Below are 20,908 nucleotides of genomic sequence, written 5' to 3'. Positions count from 1 at the left end.
AGGGTGGGCATCCCCTCCGCGCGGGCGAACCCCCCCACCCGGGCCACTGTCCGCCCGCGACGTTGTGCACCGGCGCACGTCGCAAGTCCCGGGCATCACGGGCGCAACGGCCCCACGAAGACCGCGCGTGCGATCACCCGGCCGCCGCGATGCGGCATCGAAGCGGTGACCTTCGCGGGCCATCCAGTGTTCAACACGCGTCATCGCGCGGGGAGGGGAGAGCGGCGCGCGTGGATGCCGGGGAACGCGACGGCGCTGGTAGGGTCGGCATCATGACCCTCGCGTCCCTTCCGCTCATCGTGTCCCTGCTCACGGCGCAGACGCCCGCTCCCGCGCCATCGACGAAGGCGGCGGCTCCCGCGCCGGCCGCCGCGAAGGCCCCGTCCGCGGTCCCCGGCATCGCCCCGCTGCCCGGCCTGCCCAACCTGTGGGTGAGCGGCGTGCCGCCGGTGCCGCCCGCGCTCTCCCAGCGCGTGCAGCAGTACCTGGAGTCCCGCTCCGCACAGCTCCTGGACCTGAGCGGGGATGGGCAGCAGGTGCTCATCTCCACGCGCTTCGCGGACGTCAACCAGCTGCACGTGGTGGAGATGCCGCTGGGCGCGCGCACGCAGCTCACCTTCACGAAGGAGCCCATCAACCAGGCGCGCTTCCTGCCGGGCAATCCGCAGATCCTCTTCTACCTGCAGGACACGGGCGGCGGAGAGTTCTTCCAGGTGTTCAAGCTGGACCGGCGCACGGGCCGCTCGGAGCTGCTGACGGACGGCAAGAGCCGGCACGAGGAGCTGGTGATGTCGAAGGACGGCCGCTGGCTCGCGTACGCGGGCACGGGCCGCAACGGCAAGGACACCGACGTGTACGTGGCGCCCACGTCGGACCCCAGGCAGGCGAAGCGGGTGACGGAGGTGGAGGGCAGCTGGGCGCCGCTGGAGTTCTCCCAGGACAGCGCCAAGCTGCTGGTGCGCCAGTACCGCGCGGCGGACGACGCGGACCTGAGCGTGGTGGACCTGAAGACGAACGCGCGCACGCAGCTCACGCCCAAGGAGGGCAAGGGCAGCGTGGAGGCCGCCGTCTTCACGCACGACGGGCAGGGCGTGTACGTGGCCACGGACCGCTACAGCGACTTCGCGGAGGTGTACCGGCTGCCGCTCACGGGCGCGCCCCCGGCCGCGCCGCCGTCGCTGACGAAGTCGGTGCGCTGGAACGTGCAGGGCCTGGAGCTGTCTCCGGACGGGCGCAAGCTGGCGGTGGCCTTCAACGAAGAGGGCTTCGGCAGGCTGTACCTGCTGGACACGCGCACGCAGGCGCTGTCGCCGCTGGAGACGCCGCGCGGGGTGATTTCGCAGGTCCGCTTCCCGGACAAGCGGTCGGACCGGGTGGCGCTCTCGCTGACGTCCGCGCGCGTGCCGCTGGACGTCTTCACGGTGGACCTGGGCACGAAGAAGACCACGCGCTGGACGCGCTCGGAGGTGGGCGGGTTGGATCCGGAGACGTTCGTGGAGCCGGAGCTGGTGCGCTACCCGTCCACGGACGGCGTGAAGGTGCCGGCGTTCCTGTACGTGCCGAAGAACGCGAAGGGGAAGGTGCCCGTGGTGGTGGTGTTCCACGGCGGCCCCGAGGGGCAGAGCCAGCCCGGCTTCAGCGCCATGACGCAGTTGATGGTGACGGAGCTGGGGATGGCGGTGCTGCTGCCCAACGTGCGCGGCTCGGAGGGCTACGGCAAGGCGTACCGCGCCATGGATGACGGCGTGAAGCGCGAGGCGAGCCTGGCGGACATCGGGGCCACGCTGGACTTCGTCGCCTCGCGGCCGGAGCTGGACGCGTCGCGGGTGGGCATCTACGGCGGCTCCTACGGCGGCTACATGACGCTGGCGACGGCGGCGTTCTTCCCGGAGCGCATCAAGGCGGCGGTGGACGTGGTGGGCATCTCGTCGCTGCCGTCGTTCCTGCAGAACACGCAGGCGTACCGGAGGGACTTGCGGCGCGCGGAGTACGGCGACGAGCGCGACCCGGCGGTGCGCAAGGTGCAGGAGCGCATCTCCCCGCTGGGGTCGGTGGACAAGATCCGCGCGGCGCTCTTCGTGCAGCAGGGGGCCAACGACCCGCGCGTGCCGCAGTCGGAGGCGGAGCAGATCGTCCAGGCCGTGCGCAAGAAGGGCTCGGACGTCTGGTACCTGCTGGCCACGGACGAGGGCCACGGGTTCCAGAAGAAGTCCAACCGGGACATGGCCCAGACGACGGCGCTGATGTTCTTCGAGAAGCACCTGCTGGGCCCGGACGCCGGGCAGGCGGGCGGCAAGTAGCCCCTCCCCATTGCTCGAGTCGCGGGCGGCCGCCGGTATGGCGGCGGCCCGGGGACGTTGCAGATTGATGGGGAGAGGCAGTCGTTTTGCGCGCGGCCGGAGGGCCAGAAGGGACGTGACCATGAAGCGCTACAGCCAGACGTTGCGGCGGGGAGTGGGAGTATTGACGGTGCTCGCGGGGGTGGGCGGCGCACTGGCGGGTTCCGAGCAGGACCAGCTGGCCTTCAGCGTCGCGCGGACGCAGTTCAACCTGCGGATGACGCCGGACGACGTCACGGGCCCCTCGTTCCAGGTGTCCCGCCTGCCCAACGAGCTGCGCGGCCGGGTGGCGGACAGCCCGGTGCAGTTGAGGCTGGGGGACGAGAAGGTGACGGGCAACATCGGGACCTCGGTGGTGAACCTGGACGTGAAGAAGGAAGGTGACGCGCTGAAGGCGAAGGGGGGCTTCCACGGGCGTCCCGCCAACCTGACGTTGTCGCCGCAGGAGTTGACGGTGTACGTGCACGACTGCACGTACCGGCTGAAGGCGAAGGAGCCGGGCCGCACCTACGAGGGCCCGCGCAGCTGCGATCGCGCGTCCACGCCTCCTACGCAAATCACGCTGCCGGATGCCTTCATCAATGCTCCGCCCACGGAGCAGGCGTCGCTGCTGCTCCTGGCGCTATAAGCGCCGCGGTGAACCCGCGCAGGCTCAGCCTCCTCATCGCCTTCCTCGCGCTCGTGACCGCCGTGGGCACGGGCGTGTGGCTCGCGTGGCCCGGACCGGACCTCACCGCGCAGGCGGACCTGTCGGGCGAGCCCGTCCACCTGCGCTCCGAAGCCGCTGACGCCGTCGTGCTGAGCAACGGCGTCCGGCTGACCCACGTCCCCACGAACTGCCACGCGGACACCCGGGGCTCCCTCGCGTGTGAGGACCGCTGCGGCGCGGATTCCGCGTGCCCCGCGGACACCGTGTGCGCGCACCACCCGGACTTCGGCTTCCTCGACTGCCAGCCCCTGCACCGCTTCTGCGACGACGCGTCGGACTGCACCCCTTCCGACACGTGCCACCCCGTGGACACGTCCGCGTCAGGCCAGGTCCTCCGCCGCTGCGTGCCGAAGGGAGGACTGCGCGCCGGGGACCGGTGCGCGGGAGACGCGCGGGAGCCGGAGGGCCGCTGCGCCCCCGGGCTCCTCTGCATCCATGGGTTCTGCGGCCCACCGTGCGGCGTGCACGACCCGGACGCCTGCGCCCCCGGCACCGAGTGCGCTCCCAATCCCTACCGCGTCCGCGGCGCCTGCGTCCCCAGCTGCCGCGACCGGGCCTGCCCCCCGGGCGAGCGCTGTGAGACGGACGGCCCGGGAGCGGTGCCCACCTGCCGCCCCTTCATCGGCCCCGCCTGCCTGGACGCCGCGCCCTGCGCCGCCCACCAGGACTGCCTGCGGGGCTTCGCCGAGCCCACCCTCGACACCGAGGCCTTCGAGTGCCGCACCCGCTGTGACGCCCAGGCCCCCTGCGAGAGGGGCCTCACCTGCGACGAGGCCAGCGGCTACTGCTTCAAGCCCTGCACCCGCGACACCGACTGCCCCACCCCCGAGCGCTGCCACGTCCTCCACCACCGCGAAGCCCAGCGGGGCTGCGGCTTCATCGCGGAGGGGCTCCCCGCCCTCCACCGCTAGCCGCGCGGCAGCTCCACGGTGAACGTGGAGCCCTCGCCCAGGACGCTCTCCACCTCGATGTAGCCGCCCATCGCCTCGACAATCTGCCGGGCGATCCACAGCCCCAGCCCGAAGCCGCCGTAGTTGCGCTCGGACACCGCGCGCTCGAAGCGGTGGAACAGGCGCGGCAGGTGCTCCTTCGCGATGCCGATGCCGCCATCCCGCACCTTCAGGCGCGCCCGGTTGCCGTCCACCTCCAGCGACACGCGCACCGGGTTGCCCCGGCCGTACTTCAGCGCGTTGGACAGCAGGTTCGTGAAGACCTGATCCAACCGCAGCCGGTCCCACTGCCCGCGCACCTCCGGCGCCAGGGACAGCTCCAGCGGCGTGCCCGTGCGCGCGTACTCCGGCTCGAAGCGCTCGGCCACCTCGCGCACCAGGCTCCCCAGCTCCAGGGGCTGGAGCACCAGCTCCAGCTTCCCCGCGCTCAGGCGCGACACATCCAAAAGGTCGTTCACCAGCAGCGTCTGCCGCTTCACCTGCCGGTCCACCCGCTCCAGGCCGCGCTTGAGCCGCTCGGGGTCGAGCCCCGCCCCGGACCGCGCCAGCCCCGCCAGCAGGCTCTGCACCTGGAGCTGCAGCGCGCTGATGGGCGTCTTCAGCTCATGGCTCGCGATGGACAGGAACTCCTCGCGCAGGCGGATGGCGTCCCGCGCGTCCCGGTAGAGGCTCGCGTTGTCCAGCGCCAGCGCCGCCCGTCGCGCCAGCTCCTGCGCCAGCGCCAGGTCCTGCGCGTCATAGGCCCGCCTCGACGTCACGAACGTCAGCGCCCCCAGCGTGTGCCCCCGCACCCGCAGCGGCACGCACAGGTACGCGCACGTCCCGCCCGCCCGAGCGCTCGACGGGTCCACCCCCGACAGCCCCGAGCGCGACTCCGGCCTCCCGGACTGGATGACCCGCGCCACCACCGCGAGCCCCGGGGGCGGCACCTCGCCGGCCTCGCCGCCCGCGGTGGCCACGCAGCGCACGCCGCCGGACTCGTCCTCCAGGAACACGCCGCAGGCCTCCGCGTACTGCGGCACCGCCAGGTGCGCCACGCGCTCCAGCGTCTCCTCCTCCTCCAGGCTCCCCGCCAGCACCCCGCCGGCCTCCGCGAGGAAGCGCTGCGCCGCCTCGCCGCGCTGGCGCTCGGTGATGTCCACCATCACGCTCAGGCACTGCGGCGGGCCGCTCGCCGGGTGCACGCGCCCCGTCCACATGGCCACCTGCACCGCGCCCCCGTCGCGCCGCCGCGCCGCCAGCGGGGCCCCGTCCAGCACCGTGCCCCGCGTGGCGCGCTCCAGGCCCTGGCGGAACGCCTCCCAGTGCTCCGGCGGCACCGCCGGCAGCACCTTCCCCAGCACCTCCTCCGCCGTCCACCCCAGCATCCGCTCCGCGGCCGGATTCCACAGCCGCACCGTGCCGTCCGGGTCCAACAGCATGATGGCCGTGGGGCTCGCCTGGATGATGGCCTCCAGCGTCCCGTGCGCCTCGCGCAGCGCCGCCCGCGCCCGCTGCTCGCGCTCCAGCAGCCGCGCCCGCGCCAGCGCCTGCGCCGCGTGGTGCGCCACCAGCTGGAGGAAGGCCCGCTCGTCCTCATCGAACCTGTGCGGCAGGCCGAAGGTGAACACCAGCGCCCCCAGCGCCCGCCCGTCCGCCACCAGTGGCAGGCACGCCGACGAGGGCGCCGGCCGCTCCTGCCCCGCCAGCGCGTCCTCGTCCATGAGCCACACCGGCCGGGACTCGCGCAGCACCCGCGCCACCGGCGAGCCCCCCTCCAGGGGCATCCGCTTCAGCCGCTCCGCCGCGTCCGGTGTGCAGCCCGCGCAGCGCAGCAGCGTGGCGCTCGCCGCGCCCGGCTCCACGCCCCACAGCGCCCCGGCCTGCGCGTCCGCCACCGTCAGCCCCTGCTCCAGCACCACCTCCGCCACGCGCGCCGCGGTGAGCGCCTCCGACAGCTCCGCCGTGACGTGCTGCAGCCGGGCGAGCCGCCCCGCCGCCACCTCCGCCACCTGCCGCGCCTGCCGCTCCCCCGCGTAGGCCCGCGCCACGTCCAGCGCCAGCGCCGCGCGGTCCGCCAGCTCCTGCAGCAACAGCTGCTCCCCGGACTCGAACGACGCCGGCTCCGGCGCCTCCCGCCACACCGTCAGCGTCCCCAGCGGGCGGCCCCGGGCCCTCAGCGGCAGCACCAGCACCGCCTCCACCGCCTGCGCCTCGCCCGTGTCCAGCACCTCCGCCGACACGCCCTCGTCCGCGCGCACCCGCTGGGTGAACAGCGCCTGCAGCCGCACGCGCGCCTCCGGCACGTCCGCCGCCGACGCCACCGTGCGCAGCCACAGCCCGTCCTCCGTCAGCAGCCGCAGCGCGCACGCGGAGCCGAGCAGCGGCACCACCAGGCCGCACAGCCGCTCCATCACCGCCGGGGGCTCCAGCGACGCGTCCGCCAACACCCGCGAGGCTTCCGCCAGCAGCGCCAGCCGCTCTTCGATTTCCGGAAGCCGCGCCCCGTACTGCCGCGCCTCCTCCCGCCTGGATGCAACCCTCGTCATGCCGTCCCCCCGTTGCACCCGCCATGGGAACACGCACGCGGCCACCGCGCTCTGCGTCTCAGGTCCCGCCATCCCTGATTTCTGTGGATGCTCGACACCCACCCCCCGGAAGCGTTGGTGGCGGGCACCCGCCTCGTTCCACGGCCCGGCACCCCCGGGGGCAGGGAGCCGTGCGCGCACATGGGAGCACCTGAAGCGGTTGGAAACCAAAGGAGTGTGTCGGCAGTCGTTGCGGTGGGCCCGGGTTCAGCTAAGTCGGGGGCCGTGAACGCACCTTCGGAATCACCGTCCGCCCCTGCAGAAGGGCCGGACTCTCCCAAACGCATCTTCATGCTGGCGCTGGGCGCGCTGGGCATCGTCTACGGAGACATCGGTACCAGCCCGCTGTACGCCCTGCGCGAGTGCTTCACCGGCCCGCACGGCATCACCCCGACGCCGGCGAACGTGATGGGCGTGCTGTCGCTCATCTTCTGGTCGCTCATCATCGTCGTGTCGGTGAAGTACCTCATCTTCGTGATGCGGGCGGACAACCGGGGCGAGGGCGGCATCCTCGCGTTGATGGCGCTGGCCATGCACCGGCCCCGGGGGCAGTCCCACCGCGCCCGGCCCGTGCTCATCACCCTGGGCATCTTCGGCGCGGCGCTGCTCTACGGCGACGGCCTCATCACCCCGGCCATCTCCGTGCTGAGCGCGGTGGAGGGCCTGAGCGTGGCCACCCCCGTCTTCGAGCCGTACGTCCTGCCCATCTCGCTCATCATCCTGGGGCTGCTGTTCCTCGTGCAGAGGAAGGGCACCGGCGGCATCGGCGCGGTGTTCGGCCCCTTCATGAGCCTGTGGTTCGTGGTCATCGCCGTCCTGGGCTTGAAGGAGCTCTTGCACAACCCCGCGGTGCTCTGGTCCCTGTCGCCCCTGCACGGCGTGCACTTCTTCATCGACAACGGGGGGCACGGCTTCCTGGTGCTGGGCGCCGTGTTCCTGGTGGTGACGGGCGGAGAGGCGCTCTACGCGGACATGGGCCACTTCGGCTCGGGCCCCATCAAGCGCGCGTGGTTCGGCCTGGTGCTGCCCTCGCTGGTGCTCAACTACCTGGGGCAGGGGGCGCTGCTCCTGCGCCACGCGGAGGCCGCCCGCAACCCCTTCTTCCTCCTGGCTCCGGACTGGGCCCGCTACCCGCTGGTGGCCCTGGCCACCGGCGCCGCGGTCATCGCGTCCCAGGCCCTCATCTCCGGCTCCTTCTCCATTACCCGCCAGGCCATGCAGCTGGGCTACAGCCCGCGCATGGAGGTGGTGCACACCTCCGCGGAGGAGATGGGGCAGATCTACCTGCCCGGCCTCAACGGCGTGCTCCTGGTGGGCGTGGTGTCGCTGGTGCTGGGCTTCGGCTCCTCCAGCCGGCTGGCGGCGGCGTACGGCATCGCGGTGACGACGACCATGGCCATCACCACGGTGCTCGCCTACGTGGTGGCCCGCGAGCGCTGGGGCGTCAGCCGCGCCGTGGCCCTGCCCGTCGCGGGGCTGTTCCTGCTGGTGGACCTGTCCTTCTTCGGCGCCAACGCGGTGAAGATTTCAGACGGCGGCTGGTTCCCGCTGCTGCTCGCCGTCTGCATCTTCACGCTGATGACCACCTGGAAGCGCGGCCGGGACATCCTCGCCGGCAAGCTGCGCGCGGCCAGCCTCAGCCTCAAGGACCTGCTGGGCAGCTTCGGGGACCACCCGCCCGTGCGCGTGCCCGGCACCGCCATCTTCATGACGGGCAACCCGGAGGGCACCCCGCCCGCGCTCCTGCACAACCTGAAGCACAACAAGATCCTCCACGAGCAGGTGGTGCTCCTCACCATCATCCCGGAGGAGATTCCCCACGTCGTCGCGGGCGAGCGCGTGGAGGTGGAGCCCCTGGAGCAGGGCTTCGTGCGCGTCGTCGCCCGCTACGGCTTCATGGAGAACCCCAGCATCCCGGACATCCTCAAGCGCTGCCGGGAGAAGGGCCTCCAGTTCCAGCTCATGGGCACCAGCTTCTTCCTGGGCCGCGAAACGCTCATCCCCACCAAGAAGCCCGGCATGGCCGTCTGGCGCGAGGCCCTCTTCGCCTGGATGAGCCGCAACGCCCGCAGCGCCACCGCCTACTTCCGGATTCCGCCCAACCGCGTGGTGGAGCTGGGCAGTCAGGTGGAGCTGTAATCCGGCCACGCCGCACCATGACTTCACCCCATGAGTAGAAAACCTACTCGGGCTGTGTTGCGCGTGTTTTGCGGGGCTTGAGGTTTATTCCGCCTCGTAACCCCGTGGAAACACATGGGCACGGCCCTAAAGGGAGGGGTATTTCAGACCCATGTGTGTCAGACAGTGGGTGCTACTCAGCCCTTTACGCAGGGGCTTGCCTGCTTCAAATTACACCGCCTCCGCCCTGTTTTTCCGGTTCCGACAGAAAAATATGGCGGGGCAGCAACACTTTCGCCGATAAATCGAGAATCATTTCGCGGGGCAGAGAAAAATCCTGCCCTGTCGTAACAGTCCTTGGTTACCCTGCGGCCAGGTGTCCCCCGGCACCCGGCGTCTGAAACGAGGTCAGTCCCCCATGCTCCAGGCCACCGTCTCCGCTCCCGTGTCGTCCCCGGCCTCTCCGGTGAAGTCCGTCATGCCGTGGATGGCCGAGCCGCGGATGCCGCTGTCGGACGCGGCGCCGTACACGGTGCTGAGCGCCCAGGAGCTGTACCCGCGCATCTGCGTGCGTGATCCGTACTTCGCGCTGAAGGACGTGACGGTGCTGCCGGGCGAGGTGGTGGCGCGCGTGCCGGTGCAGATGGCGCCGGACGCGGAGGCGATGCCGCTGGGGCTGGGCGAGGCGGGCCGGCACCTGGCCATCCTGGGCTCGTGCGGCGCGGCGCTGGTGGCGCCCAAGGACGGGCAGCACTTCTACCTGGCCAGCGCGGCGCGCGGTCAGTGGCTGCGGCCGGCGCCGCAGGAGCGCGCCACGGACATGCTGTGGGCGCTGGCGCAGGCGGAGTACACCGGCAAGCGCACCTGCACGGCGCGCACGCTCCTGTCCGCGTCGGACGGCACGCCGCTGTTCAGGCTGGAGGTGGACTACAACGTGCTGTCCGCCGCCGCCTTCGCCCGCCTGTTCGGCGAGGCCCGCGTGGAGATGCGCCGCGAGCCGCGCCCCGCGGACACCGTGCAGCGCACCCCGGAGGAGTGGGCCAAGCTGCGGCAGAACCCGTACAGCAAGCCGCTGGACCTCCAGGACTTCCGCATGGACGGCGACCTGATGTCCGCGTCGCTCACGGTCACCTCGGAGCTGTGCAAGGGCCACTTCGCCATGCACCCGGTGATGCCGGTGGCCGTCGTCGCGGGCGGCATGACGCGCATGGCGACCACGCTGGGCCGCAAGCTGGAGCAGGCCCCTGGCGCCCGCTTCGTGGCCAGGGACGTGAAGCTGTCCGCGGACAGCCTGGCCTACGCGGGCCAGACGGTGGTGTTCGGCGCGCACCGCACCCACGTGCGCGGCGCGGACCACACCTTCGCCTGCTGGGCGTCCGTCGGTGAGCGCGTGGTGGCGCAGCTGGACGTGACCTACACCCGCGTCGACTGACGTCCGCGGGAGCCTCCCGGAAGTCCCCGCGAAGCGCTGCCGGCGCGCGGCCCCGCGTCCCGCTTCAGGTCCACTCGATGTCGTAGTCGACGCGGTCGATGCCCTGCGGCTTCGCGGTGGCCTTGCCCGTCAACCCCAGCACCTTCAGCGAGCCGGTGAGGATGCCCACGTGGTACGCGGGCGGCATCATGTCCCGGCGCATGCGCAGGGTGCCGGACTTGGGGCCCGTCGTGAGGTACTCGCGGTTGCCGTAGGACACCGCCGCGCTGTACGCCATCTGCGCGCCCGCGAAGAGCTTCTGGGGGTCTCCCCGGGAGATGATGCCGAACACCAGCATGCCGGGTCCGGTGGAGTAGCGGGTGATGCTCACCTCGCCGCACGCGTGGAACACCGCGTCCGCGGGGCCGAGCGCGCCCTCCAGCAGGTCCGCCGTGTGGAACAGGAGCGTGAGGAACTCCCGGGCCGGGTACGAGCGCAGCTCCGCGTAGTCGTGGTCCAGCTCCCCCACGCGCAGCTTCTCCATCCCGATGGCGCCCGCGTGCTGCTGCACCAGGCCGAAGACGGACTTGAAGATGAGTCCACGGATGGAGTCCCCCGACTGCAGAACGGCGATCCGGGCGGCGAGCTCGGCCTTGTCCGACGGCATGCCTTCCACTCCTTGGTTCACGGGCGAACCCGGGGCCAGCTTAACGGGCCCCTTTCACCTGTCGACAAAGCGCTTCACTCACAGTCCGCGCTCGTCCAGCAGCACCGGCGCGAAGCCGGCCGCGTCGCAGGACGCGAGCACGTAGCGCACGCCCGCCCGTTCACCGGTGAAGCCCGCGGGGATGCCGCTCGAGTGCAGGTGGCCGTACACGCAGACCTTGGGGGCGAAGGCTTCGATGGGCGCGCTGAACGCGGTGGCCCGCTCGTTCGCGTACACGGGCGGGAAGTGCACCGCCACGACCCGGGTGAGCGGCGTGGGGTGGGCCGCCTCCTTCTTGAGCGCGTCCTCGATGGAGGTGTTGAGCCGGCGCGTCTCGCGCTCCACGTAGCCGGAGTCCCCCTGCTCGTCGCCCATCTCCCCGCCGGGCATGGGCGGCGCTTCCGGCGCCGTCCACAGCCGCGAGCCGGCGATGACCCACGGCCCCATTACCACGGCGTTGTTGTGCAGGAAGCCCTCCAGCGTGCGGAACGGCTCCAGCAGCTTGCGCAGCTTCGACGCGGAGTCGCCCCACCAGTAGTCGTGGTTGCCGCGCACCAGCACCTTGCGGCCGGGCCGCGCGTCCAGCCACGCCAGGTCCTCCATCACCTCGTGGGGACGGGTGGCCCAGGAGATGTCGCCCGCGACGATGACCGCGTCCTCCGGCCGCACCCGTTCATCCCACGCGCGCTGCAGCGGGAGCGGGTGGTCCGTCCAGCCGAAGCGGTGCATGTCCTTCTGCCGGGTGGAGGGCAGGTGCGTGTCGCCAATACCGAAGAGCCGCATGGTGCGGCGTCATACCGGATGGCCCGCCCCGGTGTCGGCTCTTCCCGCACGCCGCCCGCCCGGACGGCTCGGGCCCCGGGTCCGCCAAGGCTTCAAATAGTGATTAATACAGGAAAATGCGTAACAAGACGTTACGCCACGGATGTCCTGAAACACGGCAGTGCGGCACGGATGCACCATGTCGGACGCCGGGTGAAATGGGTGAGTCAAGACATGTGTGTAATTCAGTGATTTCAGGTGGTTGGGGTTCCCTGCGACACCGCGCTCGTCGTGCGGGTGGAGCATGCATGCACCGGTCGCGGAAGAGAACGGGACGAAGGTGACGGGCCGGAGGCGGCTGGCACGCACGGTGCTGTGGAGGCGGCTCCAGCCGTCTCCGTGGGAAAGCGGGGGCGGGCCGTGGAGTTCCTCCCCCGACGTTGGAGTTCCCCTCATGTCGACCTTCCGCAGTCCCTTCGCGGCGATGGCCGCCGCCCTGGTGTTGTCCGCGTGTGGCCCCCAGGCGCAGCAGCAGCCCACCGAGCCCGCTCCGGCCGAGACGCCGTCGCAGCCCTCTCCGGACACGGCCGGCAGCACGCTGCCGCGTGAGATGGATCCGCTGTTCGCGCAGGCCGCGCAGGAGTTCAACGTCCCGGTGGAGCTGCTCAAGGCGGTCTCCTACGCGGAGACGCGCTGGCAGATGGTGCGCGGCGAGGCGGAGTTCCCGGGCCAGCAGCCGGCGTTCGGCCTGATGGCGCTGCGCGGTGAGGACCTGGAGCAGGGCGCGGCGCTGGCGGGCGTGTCGGTGGAGGCGGCGCGCACGGACGCGCTGTCCAACCTGCGCGCGGGCGCGGCGCGGCTGTCGCAGCTGGCCACGGACGCGAAGGTGGAGCGCGGGGACCTGTCCGCGTGGGCGCCGGTGGTGGCCCAGCTGAGCGGCATCACCAACCCGGAGGCGCAGGCGGAGCACGTGCACCGCGGCGTGTACGCGGTCCTCAACGAGGGCGTGGTGGCGCTCAACCAGGACGGGTCGGTGGCCGCGTCGCTGGAGCCGGTGAAGGTGGAGGCGAAGTTCGCGCGTCCCCAGGTGCGCGCCATGGCGGCGGGGCCGAACTACGGCGCGGCCGTGTGGCGCCCGTCGCCCAACTACAACTCGCGCCCCTCGGGCAGCACGGGCGACCCGTCGATGATCATCATCCACACCTGTGAGGGCTCCTATTCGTCCTGCTGGAGCTGGCTCACCAACAGCGCCTCGCAGGTGAGCGCGCACTACGTGGTGAACGAGAGCGGCAGCGAGGTCTCCCAGTTGGTGAATGAGGCCAACCGCGCCTGGCACATCGGCGCCACGTATGACTGCTCGCTCAACGGCAGCAAGGAGTGCTGGCTCAACGGCGTGTCGGCCAACCACTTCACCATCGGCATCGAGCACGGCGGCTACGCCAGCCAGACGTCCTTCCCGGCGGGGCAGATCGACGCGTCCGCGAAGCTGTCGTGCGACATCGCGCGCGACAACGCCATCCTCAAGGACAGCTACCACATCGTGGCGCACGGCAGGCTCCAGCCGGCCTCGCGCACGGACCCGGGCCCCAACTGGCCGTGGTCGTCGTACATCAGCAAGATCAACAGCTACTGCGGCACCTCGACGCCGTCGGGTGAGATCATCATCGACAGCAACAGCGCCAACAACGACGCGTCCAAGGCGAAGTTCTCGCTGACGGGCACGTGGACGGACGGCTACAGCGCCGGCTACTACGGCAGCGGCTACTACTACGCGGCCACGGAGGCCGTCTCCGCGCCGGCCACGTTCGAGTTCTACCTGCCCACCGCGCAGACTCGCACGATTGACGCCTGGTGGGTGGAGGGCACGAACCGCTCCCCCACGGCGCCGTTCATCGCCTACAACGCGTCGGGCGCCGAGGTGGGCCGCGTGTCCGTCAACCAGCAGACCAACGGCAGCAAGTGGGTGCAGCTGGGCACGTGGAGCTTCTCCGCGGGCTGGAACAAGGTGCAGCTGAGCCGCTGGACGACCGCGGGCTACGTGGTCATGGCCGACGCGGTCCGGGTGCGCTGACGTGAGGCGCGAGGGCCTTGGACGGAAGGCGCGTTCCGGGCCCTCGCGGCCACGGTGGGGCTGGGTCCTGCTCGCCCTGCTGGGCGCCATGGGGTGTCAGGGCCGCTGCGGTGGCGCTGGCGCGGCCCCGGCGCCCGGCGCGCTGTCGGAGGCGGAGCGGCGGGCCCTGCCGGGCACCATCGTCTTCCTCTCCGAAAGGGCGGGGCAGAAGGACGTCTGGAGGGTGACGCCCACGGGCGAGGAGACGCAGGTCACCTCCGCGCCGGAGGACGAGTACCCCGGCCCGCCGTCGCCGGACGGCCGCACGCTGCTGGTGATTGCGTCGGGCGAGGCGAACGGGCGCGTCTTCCAGCAGCTGCGTCTGCAGCCGCTCGCGGGAGGTCCTTCCGTGGCGCTGCATCCGCCCCGGCCCCGCGCGCGCAACGCGGCCTGGGCGCCGGACGGCACGTGGCTGGTCGCGGAGTCCGACGCGCAGGGCTTCAGCGACGTGGTGCGGGTGCTGCCCGAGGCGAACGCGGTGGACACGCAGCTGACGCACGTGAAGCAGGGCTGCTTCGAGCCCGCGGTGTCCCCGGACGGCACGGAGGTGGCGTGCGTGTGCAGCGGGGACGGGGACCCGGAGGTCTACGTCTACCGGGCGGACGGCACGGGCGAGCCCCGCCGCATCACCACGTTCTACCTGGAGGACCGGACGCCGCAGTGGAGCCCGGACGGCAGGTGGCTCCTGTTCGTGAGCAACCGCGAGCGCAAGGAGCGCGTGTACCGGGTGCGCGCGGACGGAGCGGACCTGAGCGCCGTCTCCGGAGAGGGCTTCGCGGGCGACGAGCGCGAGGCGGCCTTCAGCCCGGATGGGAAGAGAATTGCGTACGTGGCGCGGCTGCCGGACGGCAAGAGCCGCATCTGGGTGGCGGACGTGGCGGGAGGCGCGCCGGTGGCGCTGACGGATGGCCAGCACCGCGACGACATGCCGGCGTGGAGCCCGGACGGCAAGGCGCTGGTGTTCGTGTCCGAGCGCGACGGCGACACCGACCTGTACCTCATGCGCGCGGACGGCACCGGCCAGACGCGGCTCACCACGGCGAAGGGCGCGGACTGGCTGCCCCGCTGGTTCGTGCCGCGCTAACCCGTGCGCTGGCGCAGCGGCTCGGACTTCGTAGGGGCGCCGGGGAGCTGCAGGGGCACGCTGAAGAAGAAGGTGATGCCCCGGTCCGGCTCGCTCTCCACCCAGATGTGGCCGGAGTGGGCCTCCACGATGAGCCGGCTGATGTAGAGCCCCAGGCCCAGCCCCTTGCCGTCCTGCAGGCGGCCGTCCTCCGTGCGGTAGTACTTGTCGAACAGGCGCGCCGCGTCCCGGGCGGACAGCCCCGGGCCCTGGTTGGTCACCGACACCACGGCGTGGTCGTGCACGGCGGACAGCCGCACGTCCACCGGCGTCCCCTTGGGGCTGTACTTGAGCGCGTTGGTCAGCAGGTTCGTCACCACGCGCTCCAGCCGCGCGGCGTCGATGGGCACCGGCGGCAAGGACTCCTCCCGGTGCAGCCGGAAGCGCTCGCGCGTGTCGGGCGGCACGTCGCGCTCCAGCACCTCCTCCAGGAAGCGGCCCAGGTCGCGCGCCTCGCGGTGCAGGGTCACCCGGCCGGACTCCAGCCGCGAGCCCTCCAGCAGCTCCTCGATCATCGTGCTCATCCACTCCACGTTGTGGATGATGGCCTGGGCCATGTGGCCCTCGCGCTCCAGCTTCCGCTCGTGCAGCGCGCGCTGGAGCAGGTGGGCGCGCAGGTTGATGGTGTTCAGCGGGTTGCGCAGGTCGTGGGAGATGAGCCCCACGTACTCCTCGCGCAGCTTCTCCAGGTCCCGGCGCTCGGTGACGTCGCGCAGGATGGCGATGCGCGTGGCGTCGTCCTCGCCCTCCAGCGGGCTCAGCCGCACCTCCAGCGGCACGCCGGTGCCGTCCTGCCGCTGGCCCGTCACCAGCCGTCCACCGGTGGCGCGCCCCGGGCCCTCGCCGGCGGACGGCCCCTGGAGCCCTCCGGGCACCAGCAGCGCCACCTCGCGGCCCAGCAGCGCCTGCCGGCGGTAGCCGAAGACGCGCTCGGCCTCCGCGTTGGCGAAGCGCACGCGGCCGCTGGCGTCCACCACCACCATGGGGTCCGGCGCGGTGTCCAGGAAGGTGCGGAAGCGCTCCTCGGAGGCCTCCAGCGCGGCGGTGGCCCGCATGCGCTCCGTGTCGAGCACGTCCAGCGCCCGCGCCGCCAGCAGCACCAGCGTGGCCCCTCCGGCCGCCACCACCGTGGCGAAGAGCGGCAGCTTCGCGTCGTGGCTGAGCTCGCCCGTCAGGTCGAGCAGCACCAGCGTCAGCCCCAGCACCGGCGGCCCCAGCAGCGTCACCGGCACCAGCCGCCGCGCCACGAAGCCGCCCAGCGTGTCCCGCGTGAGCCGCGCCATCAGCCCCAGCTCCGGCCGGGCGCACAGCGTGCCCATGGCCAGCAGCATCAGCACGAGCGTGGTGTGCAGCCCCAGGCTGCGCTCCTGGAAGTACGGAGCGGCCGCGGGCGTCACCAGCGGGCCCAGCAGGAAGCTGTTGAGGCCCGTCAGCGCCGCCATCAGCGCCAGCACCACCAGCGCGTCCGACCACGACAGCCGCTGCGGGTGCCCCCGGTCCACCAGCGCCAGCGCCGGGCCCAGCAGCATCAGGCACAGCCCCGTCAGCGGCGACGCCGCGGCGCTGGGCGCGCCGCCGTCCGCACCGAAGGCGCGCAGGAACAGCGCGTCCAGGCCGCCGTTGCCACCGGTGACGACGCCATCCACGAGGCTCGCCGCGCCCACCAGCGCCGTGGCCAGCGCGAGCGCGGTGCCCAGCCGGTGGCGCGCGCGGTGGGTCGAGGCCGGCAGGCGCAGGCCCAGGGCCACCCCACCCAGCATCAACCCGAGCGCGGCACTGGGGCGCATGGCGGGGATCGCGGCGCCCATGGACTTGAGGACCATGACGTCCAGCGCCCAGCCCACCAGCACGAGCATGCCCACCAGGCAGGCCGCCACCGAGGAGCTGCGCGCAAGGGCACGGACCAACGCCGTGCTTCGTGGCATGGATCGGCCGCTCATCATCCGCGTCCCCCCGGAACGCCAGCCCTGCATCCTGCCACAACATCACGTCTCGGGGGCGCCCCGGCAATGGGACGCCGGGGTTGGAAGGATGTCCGTTCTAGGCGGGGATGTCAGGCCTGTCCAGGGTTCGTCAAGGCGGGTAGCGGCCCGGGTAGACGGTGAGCACCACGCCCAGGCCCGGGCCCACGTCGACGTTGCGTGGCACATAGGCGTCGGTGCCTTCGACGGACAGCTGGAAGGAGGAAACGCCGGCGCCCGAGTGCACGAAGAGGAACAGCCCGTTCGCCGCGGTGCCCGTGGTGCTCACGGAGGTCAGATCCTCCGACGGGTAGTAGACGCGGTCCGCCAGGTCGGCGCGGTCGAGCGCCACGCGCACGCCGCCCACCGGCTGACCGCTCAGGTCCACCACGCGCCCCAGCACGAAGCCCGCGGAGGCCAGGGTGGCCTCCGGGTCTCCGGTGTGCCCCTGAAGCCGCGGCGCACCCACGGCGGCGCCCAGATGATCCACGAACGCGGTGGGCAGGGCCCAGACGTGCGCGTCGATGATGTCCGTGCGCGGACGGGTGCCGGTGAAGGCCGTGTCGTAGACGAGCGTGGTGCTGCGCACGAGGCCGTCGTGCGCCAGGCCCACCGCGAGCCCCTGGTGCACGTCGCGCACGGGCACGTCGGTGATGCGGAAGGCGCCATCCTTGGAGACCTCGCCGGTGGCGAAGGTGGCGGCCGAGTCGTTGACGGCCACGCGCAGCGGCTCCTCCACGGTGAGCGCCATGCCTGTGAGCGACGCGGGCACGGCGGTCATTCCCTCCGCTTCAGGGAACACGCGTGCCTCGCCGCTCACGAGGATGCGAAGGTTCTCCAGGTCCACCGCCTCGGCGTCCTCGGTCCGCACGCCAGGATCCGGTGTGTATCCGCCGCCGCCACAGGCCACCGCCAGCAGCCCGAGCACGGCCCCACCCGCCGCCCGAATGTAGTGTTTCATCGCGCGGCAACATCTTCACGGCCGGGGATGGCCGCAATCCGCCCCCCGGCGCCGTCCGTCCCCTTCACGACGCACCGTCGCGCCCGCGGGCCGTACGCCCCGGACGACGGGCCCTCCGGGTGTTGAAAACACGTCGGCACCGGGAGCCTGCCTTCCGCCAGTGTCGGAAGGCCGCGCCCGGTGCCGCGGGTCACGCCAGCGAGGTGGAAGCGGAGCGCCTACCAGCCCGACCCGCTCCTGCCGGAGCCGGACGAGGAACCCGAGCTTCTGCCGGTGTTCCACCCACCGCCGCTGCTTCCGCTGCTTCCGTTGCCGCCGCTGCTGCCCCGGCCGCTGCTGCCACTACTGCCGCTGCTGCTCCCGCTGCTGCCCCGGCCGCCGCTGCTCCCGCTGTCCCAGCCGCCGCTGCTCCGGCCGCTGTTGCCGCGGTCGCTGCCACGGTCGTTGCCGCGGTTGTTGTCACGGTCATCGTCGCGGCTCTTGCTGGCCGGCGTGTTCCAACCGCCGCCGTTGCCACGGTCGTTGTCCCTGTCGTCGTCCCGGTTGTCCCGCCCGTTGCTGGAGGGAGCGACGTTGTTGCGGCCCCAGCCGGAGCCGCTGGGAGGACGGGCGCCGGTGCCCGTGCCGCCCGGAGGCGGATTGCGGCCCTGGTAGACCGGGCCGGGAGCGGGCGCGGGCCGCGAGGGGGCGACGTTGTTGCGGCCGGGGATCGCGGAGGCCTGGTGGCTGTTGCTCCAGCGGTAGCCGCGGCTGCCGCGGTCGTAGGAGTAGCCCGCGCCCCAGGAGCCGTGCGGGTAGAAGTCGTGCTGGTGGCGGCCGTGGAGGTTGCAGTAACCGCCGCTGGGGGTGGGGTGGTAGTCCCAGTACCAGACCACCGTCGGGCCCCGGTAGTAGTACACGTCGTCCGTGTAGACGTAGGACGCCTGGGGCGGCTGGTAGTCGTGGACGTGGGCGTAGTCCTCCGGGCACCAGCCACCGCCGTAGTCGTCGGGGACGGGGTGCGCGCCGGCGAACCGGTACTGCACCACGGGGGCGGGCTCGACGTAGGCCACGCGGCGGACGGGGCGGTGCGAGTGGGCCTCGACGACACAGCCCGTCCCCATCAACAGGGCGAGGGGGACGACCAGGGCGAGCAAGCGGTTCATGATGGGTCTCCTGGCGCGGAAGTGGACCCTCAAAGCGTCCCGCTCCGCAACCTCTTGGCCCCACCGACGGCTGGCCTCCCCGTTAATTCATCCGGAACGCCGCCCGCCCGCCGGGAGGGGAAGGGGCCCGCCTGATATGACACCCGGATCGCGGCCCTGAGACGCCGCGCTGGGAGGCATGCGGATGTCGGATGTGGACTTCGGACGCGCGGTCGGAGCGTCCTGCGCGCAGCACCCGGGGCGAGAGGCCACGGGCACCTGCGCGCGTTGCGGAAACTTCATGTGCGGCGCCTGCGGCGAGTCCGGCGCGTTGGAGCACTGCCCCACGTGCCGGGAGCGCTTCGGGGACACGTTCCCGCTGCGGCGGGAGAAGTGGTCCGTCGGCAAGCTGTGGGACGTGTGCTCGGTGGCGTTCCAGCGCGAGTGGGTCATGCTGTCCGTCGCGACGTTGATCTCCCTGGGCGTGTCCTTCGGCGCACAGATGCTCGTCAACCTGGCCACGACCATTGGAGGCTCGCTGGACAGCGTCGTCCTCACCGCGGTGCTGGCCGTCGTGGGGCTCGTGGCGCAGCAGCTGGTGCAGGGCCTGATGCAACTGGGCTTCCTGCGCGTGTGCTTCGACGTGCTGGAGGGAGGCCGAGCGGACCTGGCGCGCCTCTTCAGCCAGATGAACAAGGCGGTGCCCTACGCGCTGACGATGCTCCTGCTCTTCGCCATCTCCTTCGGGGTGGTGCTCGTCCTGGCCCTCCTGGGCATCCTCGTGGCCGCGGTCCTGGGCCTGTCGGTGAGCGACATCCCGGGCGCGGGCGCCTCGCCGCAGGCAATCCGGGACGCGGTGGCGCCCTTCCTGGGCGTGCTGGGGCTGGCGTTCCTGGTGTTGGTGGGGCCCCTCACGTACCTGCTGCTGCCGCTGTACCTGGTCCAGCCGGAGCTCGCCTTCAACGACACGCCGCCCTCACCCGTCGAGGTGCTGCGCCGCTGCTGGGGAGCGGCGCGGGGGCAGCGGCTGTCCATGCTGGGCGTGGGCTTCATGACGGGAGCCGTCATGCTGCTGGGGCTTGTCCTGTGCTGCGTTGGCTTCATCCCTGGCATGGCGCTGGCCCAGATGCTCATCGCGGGGATGTACCTGACCGTGCGCTCGCCCTGGGCGGATGCCTCGGAGTCCTCCCGGGGCTGACGACTCGGGAGGTCGGGAGTGCGCGCCTTCGCGGATCCAAAGCGAAGGCGCGCGGGGGGACCTCAGTGCACCAGCCGCTCGGAGGACCCCGAGCGGGGCACGGCGACCTTGCCCAGGCACGCGAGGATGTGCTCGCGGTACTCGGACAGCTCGCGCAGGCCGCACAGCATCCACCGGCCGCCCAGCACGAGCGTGGGCACGCCGCGCACGCCGCGGCTGCCGGCCAGCCGGTGCTCGTCGTAGATGAGCCGGCGCGTCTCCTCGGAACGGAAGGCCGCGGAGAACTGGTTCATGGACAGGCCCACGCGCGACGCCAGCTCGAACACCACGTCCGAGCGCGACACGTTGACGCCCTGCTCCAGCGCGGCCCGCTGCATGGCCCGCGCGAGGAAGGCCCGCGCCTGCGGACCCTGCAACCGCGCCGCCTCCAGCGCCGCCAGCGCCGGTACGCTGGAGCGCGGCGGATCACCGCCCAGCCACAGGTCCGTGGAGAGCAGCGACGCGGTGGGGTCGGGCTCGCGCTGCGCGCGCTTCACCTCTTCCACCAGCCCGCGCACTTCGCGCTCCGTGGGCAGCACGTCGTGAAGACGCAGGGGATAGGGACGCACGCTCCAGCGGACGGCTTCGCCAAACTCCTGGCGAAGCACCTCCAACCGTTGGTCGGCGAGGTAGCACCAGGCGCAAAGCACATCCTGGTAGACGGTGATCTGCAGCGGCTTGTGCAGCGTTTTCATCGGGGGTCGCCAGATTAGAGGCGCATCCCCGCCGCTGCCAACACCCCCTGACAATCCGCGCCGGGATGCATTCCCGTATTCCTGAGGAGCATCCAAGGCGCCGTGCGCACCGTGAGGCCCCGCACGCACGCCATG

15 protein-coding genes are annotated in these 20,908 nt (G+C 72.0%); 8 read left to right on the top strand and 7 right to left on the bottom strand.

What is annotated here, in order from left to right; all coding sequences use genetic code 11:
- Positions 1–272 precede the first annotated feature (272 nt).
- The 3 genes from KYK13_RS36730 to KYK13_RS36720 all read left to right on the top strand — a co-directional run bounded on the left by KYK13_RS36730 (position 273) and on the right by KYK13_RS36720 (position 3,959).
- A complete protein-coding gene (locus KYK13_RS36730; RefSeq protein WP_223639614.1) occupies positions 273–2,300 on the top strand; it encodes an alpha/beta fold hydrolase in 2,028 nt (675 codons plus the stop codon).
- Positions 2,301–2,421: 121 nt separating this feature from the next.
- On the top strand, positions 2,422–2,967 hold the full coding sequence (locus KYK13_RS36725; RefSeq protein WP_223639612.1) for a hypothetical protein: 546 nt from the start codon (positions 2,422–2,424) through the stop codon (positions 2,965–2,967).
- Positions 2,968–2,975: 8 nt separating this feature from the next.
- Positions 2,976–3,959 (top strand): hypothetical protein, encoded by a 984-nt coding sequence (locus KYK13_RS36720; protein WP_223639610.1) that lies wholly within the window; start codon positions 2,976–2,978, stop codon positions 3,957–3,959.
- On the opposite strand, the gene KYK13_RS36715 is transcribed toward KYK13_RS36720, so the two are convergent.
- Entirely contained in the window at positions 3,956–6,526 is a 2,571-nt protein-coding gene (locus KYK13_RS36715; protein ID WP_223639606.1) for a GAF domain-containing protein, read from the bottom strand. The two genes, KYK13_RS36720 and KYK13_RS36715, sit on opposite strands and share 4 nt — an antisense overlap.
- A 180-nt stretch (positions 6,527–6,706) precedes the next feature.
- Here KYK13_RS36715 and KYK13_RS36710 point away from each other — a divergent pair, with 180 nt between their 5' ends.
- Positions 6,707–8,704: a potassium transporter Kup gene (locus KYK13_RS36710; RefSeq protein WP_370645234.1), complete on the top strand. Its 1,998-nt coding sequence runs from the start codon at positions 6,707–6,709 to the stop codon at positions 8,702–8,704.
- Between the two features lie 397 nt (positions 8,705–9,101).
- Positions 9,102–10,115 (top strand): hypothetical protein, encoded by a 1,014-nt coding sequence (locus KYK13_RS36705; RefSeq protein ID WP_223639603.1) that lies wholly within the window; start codon positions 9,102–9,104, stop codon positions 10,113–10,115.
- A gap of 64 nt (positions 10,116–10,179) precedes the next feature.
- On the opposite strand, the gene KYK13_RS36700 is transcribed toward KYK13_RS36705, so the two are convergent.
- On the bottom strand, positions 10,180–10,761 hold the full coding sequence (locus KYK13_RS36700) for a DUF2378 family protein (protein WP_223639600.1): 582 nt from the start codon (positions 10,759–10,761) through the stop codon (positions 10,180–10,182).
- A 78-nt stretch (positions 10,762–10,839) separates the two neighbouring features.
- Positions 10,840–11,583: a metallophosphoesterase gene (locus KYK13_RS36695; RefSeq protein ID WP_223639597.1), complete on the bottom strand. Its 744-nt coding sequence runs from the start codon at positions 11,581–11,583 to the stop codon at positions 10,840–10,842.
- 433 nt (positions 11,584–12,016) lie between these two features.
- On the opposite strand from KYK13_RS36695, the gene KYK13_RS36690 reads away from it, so the two are divergent.
- Together KYK13_RS36690 and KYK13_RS36685 are read left to right on the top strand one after the other, a co-directional pair.
- On the top strand, positions 12,017–13,633 hold the full coding sequence (locus KYK13_RS36690; protein WP_223639593.1) for an N-acetylmuramoyl-L-alanine amidase: 1,617 nt from the start codon (positions 12,017–12,019) through the stop codon (positions 13,631–13,633).
- Positions 13,634–13,721: 88 nt separating this feature from the next.
- On the top strand, positions 13,722–14,756 hold the full coding sequence (locus tag KYK13_RS36685; RefSeq protein WP_223639590.1) for a tolB protein precursor protein: 1,035 nt from the start codon (positions 13,722–13,724) through the stop codon (positions 14,754–14,756).
- Here KYK13_RS36685 and KYK13_RS39160 read toward each other — a convergent pair.
- The 3 genes from KYK13_RS39160 to KYK13_RS36670 form a co-directional block, all read right to left on the bottom strand.
- Complete coding sequence (locus KYK13_RS39160) at positions 14,753–16,720, bottom strand: ATP-binding protein (RefSeq protein ID WP_304504076.1); 1,968 nt, start codon at positions 16,718–16,720, stop codon at positions 14,753–14,755. The two genes, KYK13_RS36685 and KYK13_RS39160, sit on opposite strands and share 4 nt — an antisense overlap.
- Before the next feature lie 148 nt (positions 16,721–16,868).
- Positions 16,869–17,717 carry a carboxypeptidase-like regulatory domain-containing protein gene (locus KYK13_RS36675; protein WP_223639587.1) on the bottom strand — a complete coding sequence of 283 codons (849 nt, stop codon included), beginning with the start codon at positions 17,715–17,717 and terminating at the stop codon, positions 16,869–16,871.
- 218 nt (positions 17,718–17,935) lie between these two features.
- Positions 17,936–18,862 (bottom strand): hypothetical protein, encoded by a 927-nt coding sequence (locus KYK13_RS36670; protein ID WP_223639584.1) that lies wholly within the window; start codon positions 18,860–18,862, stop codon positions 17,936–17,938.
- Positions 18,863–19,142: 280 nt separating this feature from the next.
- On the opposite strand from KYK13_RS36670, the gene KYK13_RS36665 reads away from it, so the two are divergent.
- Positions 19,143–20,039, top strand: a complete 897-nt coding sequence (locus KYK13_RS36665; RefSeq protein ID WP_223639581.1) for a hypothetical protein — start codon at positions 19,143–19,145, stop codon at positions 20,037–20,039.
- A 62-nt stretch (positions 20,040–20,101) separates the two neighbouring features.
- Here KYK13_RS36665 and KYK13_RS36660 read toward each other — a convergent pair whose 3' ends face one another.
- The gene (locus KYK13_RS36660; RefSeq protein WP_223639577.1) at positions 20,102–20,773 is read right to left on the bottom strand and encodes a DsbA family protein; all 672 of its coding nucleotides are present in this window, start codon (positions 20,771–20,773) and stop codon (positions 20,102–20,104) included.
- Positions 20,774–20,908: the final 135 nt, after the last annotated feature.

Source organism: Corallococcus sp. EGB, assembly GCF_019968905.1.
GTDB lineage: Bacteria > Myxococcota > Myxococcia > Myxococcales > Myxococcaceae > Corallococcus.
Note: the sequence above shows the minus strand (reverse complement) of the source record. Positions and strands in the feature narration are given on the sequence as shown.